Annotated in this window: 2 protein-coding genes; one reads left to right on the top strand and one right to left on the bottom strand. The window is 76.2% G+C overall.

Annotated elements, in window-relative coordinates; all coding sequences use genetic code 11:
- Nucleotides 1-190: 190 nt before the first annotated feature.
- Nucleotides 191-688, bottom strand: coding sequence for an inorganic diphosphatase (locus EBM89_RS17160; protein WP_122150862.1), 498 nt, complete (start codon nucleotides 686-688; stop codon nucleotides 191-193).
- Nucleotides 689-874: 186 nt separating this feature from the next.
- On the opposite strand from EBM89_RS17160, the gene dacB reads away from it, so the two are divergent.
- A complete protein-coding gene (dacB, locus tag EBM89_RS17155) occupies nucleotides 875-2,263 on the top strand; it encodes a D-alanyl-D-alanine carboxypeptidase/D-alanyl-D-alanine endopeptidase (RefSeq protein ID WP_233571814.1) in 1,389 nt (462 codons plus the stop codon).
- Nucleotides 2,264-2,460 lie beyond the last annotated feature (197 nt).

Raw genomic sequence — 2,460 nt, 5'->3', positions numbered from 1 at the left:
CCCCCCGCGGCGCCCGCGGGCGGGTCCCCCCCTCGCCACCCCCCGCGCCCCGCCGCGCCCGCGGCGCGCCTCTCTGCTTGCCGGGGTGTCTCCCGCGAGGTCGAGGGTTTGCCCGGTTCCCCGGGGCTGAACCCCTCGACCTCGTGGCGAACCCTCGACCTCGCGCGCGCTCACTCCAGGGGGAGCGTGGTCAGTGCTGGTCGTAGCCCGCGTCGATCGCCCGCTGGCGGGAGCGCGCGATCTCGGCCTCGGCCTCGGCGCGGCCGACCCAGTGCGCGCCCTCGACGGACTTGCCGGGCTCCAGGTCCTTGTACACCTCGAAGAAGTGCTGGATCTCGAGGCGGTGGAAGTCGGAGACGTCGTCGATGTCCTGGCGCCAGGCGGCCCGCTGGTCGCCCGTCGGCACGCAGAGCACCTTGTCGTCGCCGCCGGCCTCGTCGCGCATGCGAAACATGCCGAGAGCGCGGCAGCGGATCAGGCACCCGGGGAACGTCGGCTCCTCCAGGAGCACGAGCGCGTCCAGGGGGTCGCCGTCCTCGCCCAGGGTGCCGTCGATGAAGCCGTAGTCGTCCGGGTACCGCGTCGAGGTGAACAGCATGCGGTCCAGCCGGATCCGGCCGGTCGCGTGGTCCACCTCGTACTTGTTGCGCTGGCCCTTGGGGATCTCGATCGTGACGTCGAACTCCACACCCGCTCCTTCGTCGCCGCCGGGCTCGTGCCCCCTGACGGACGGTCGTGTGGCGGCGCGCCCTGTGCCGGCGCACCGCTCTCAAAGCCCTAGTGTGACGCACGGACGGCGCGCGGCGGGCGCGAGCCGTCGACCGGACGACAGGGAGCGGGTGGGACGGTGGCGCGCGCGGGCCGGAAGGTGGGGGTGAGCGCCCTCGTGGTGGCCCTGGTCGGGGGCGCCTACGTCACCGCCGACGCCTACGACCTGGTGCCCGGGTTCGTGACCCTCGCGCCCGAGGCCGCACCGGCGGCGCCGTTCCCCGAGGCGCCCGGCGCGAGCACCGACCCGACCGCCGCGCAGGTGCTCGCCGACCTGGACCCCGCCGCCCCCGTGCCCGCCGCGAGCGCGGTGCAGGCGCTGGTCCAGGGCGTCGCGACCGACGCCCGCCTCGGGCCAGCCGTGGGCGTCGTCGTCGCCGACGCGCTCACCGGCGAGGTGCTGGGCGGCAACGCACCCGACCAGGCGCGCACGCCCGCCTCGACCGCGAAGCTCGTCACCGGCGTCGCCGCGATGGCCCGGTTCGGCAAGGACGCGACCTTCGACACCACCGCCCGGCAGGGCAGCGGCGACGAGGTCGTGCTCGTCGGCGGCGGCGACATGATGCTGGCCGCCGGGGCGGGCGACCCCGATGCCGTGAACGGCCGCGCGGGACTCGCGGACCTCGCCGCGCAGGTCGCGACGCAGCTGCGGCTCTCGGGGCGCGAGACCGTCACGGTCCGCCTGGACGACACCCTGTTCACCGGACCGGCGACCGCGCCCGGCTGGTCGCCGTCCGACCTGAGCAACGGCTTCGTCGCGCCCGTCGCGCCGCTCGCCGTCGACGTCGCGAAGATGTCCGCCGGGGAGTACCCGCCCCGGTACGCCGACCCCGCGATGCACGCCGCGCAGCAGTTCGCGGCGCGGCTCACCGAGCTCGGGATCACCGTCACCGGCAGCCCGACCCGGGTGTCCGAGCCCGCGACCGGCGACGTCATGGGCGTCGTGAGCTCCGCCCCGGTCTCCGAGGTCACCCAGTACTTCCTCGACACGTCGGACAACACCATCACCGAGGTCGTGGCGCGCATGGTCGCGCGGGACCTGGGGCTGCCCGCGAGCTTCGAGGGCGCCACCCAGGCGGTGCTGCGGACCGCGCAGACGCTCGGCGTGGACACGGCGGGCACCACGCTCGCGGACGCGTCCGGGCTGGCCGACGGCTCCGCGATCCCGCCGGACGTGCTGCTCGGGCTGCTGCGCCTCGTGGTCGACCCCGCGCACCCCGAGCTGCGGGAGATCGGCACCGGCATGCCCGTCGCGGGCCTCACCGGCACGCTGAGCGACCGGTTCACGTCCGGGGCGGGCACGGGCCTGGTCCGGGCCAAGACCGGCAGCCTCGCGGGCGTCACCTCCCTGGCCGGGACGGTGCTCGACGCCGACGGCCGGCTCCTGCTCTTCGTGGTCATGGCCGACCAGACGGGCGCCGTCGGCCAGTGGAACCCGCGGGCCGCCATCGACTCGTTCGTCACGGACCTCGCCACCTGCGGCTGCGCGGCCTGACGGATCCCGGGAGCCGCGCAGCGCCCGGACTACCGTGGTGGGGTGCAACCCGCCGTGGACTGGGACCTCGCCGCGCGGCTCGCCGCCCGTGCGGTGCGGAGCGGGCCGGACGCCGCGCGCGCCGAGCGCGAGGACGTCGTCGCCGCGCTGCGGGCGGCCGCACCCGTGGCCGCGGAGCACGTCGCCCGCGTGACCCG

The sequence above is a fragment of the Cellulomonas triticagri genome, assembly GCF_003696205.1.
Taxonomy (GTDB): Bacteria; Actinomycetota; Actinomycetes; order Actinomycetales; family Cellulomonadaceae; genus Cellulomonas; species Cellulomonas triticagri.
The sequence above is the reverse complement of the archived record's forward strand: the minus strand, read 5'-3'. Positions and strand labels throughout refer to the sequence as shown.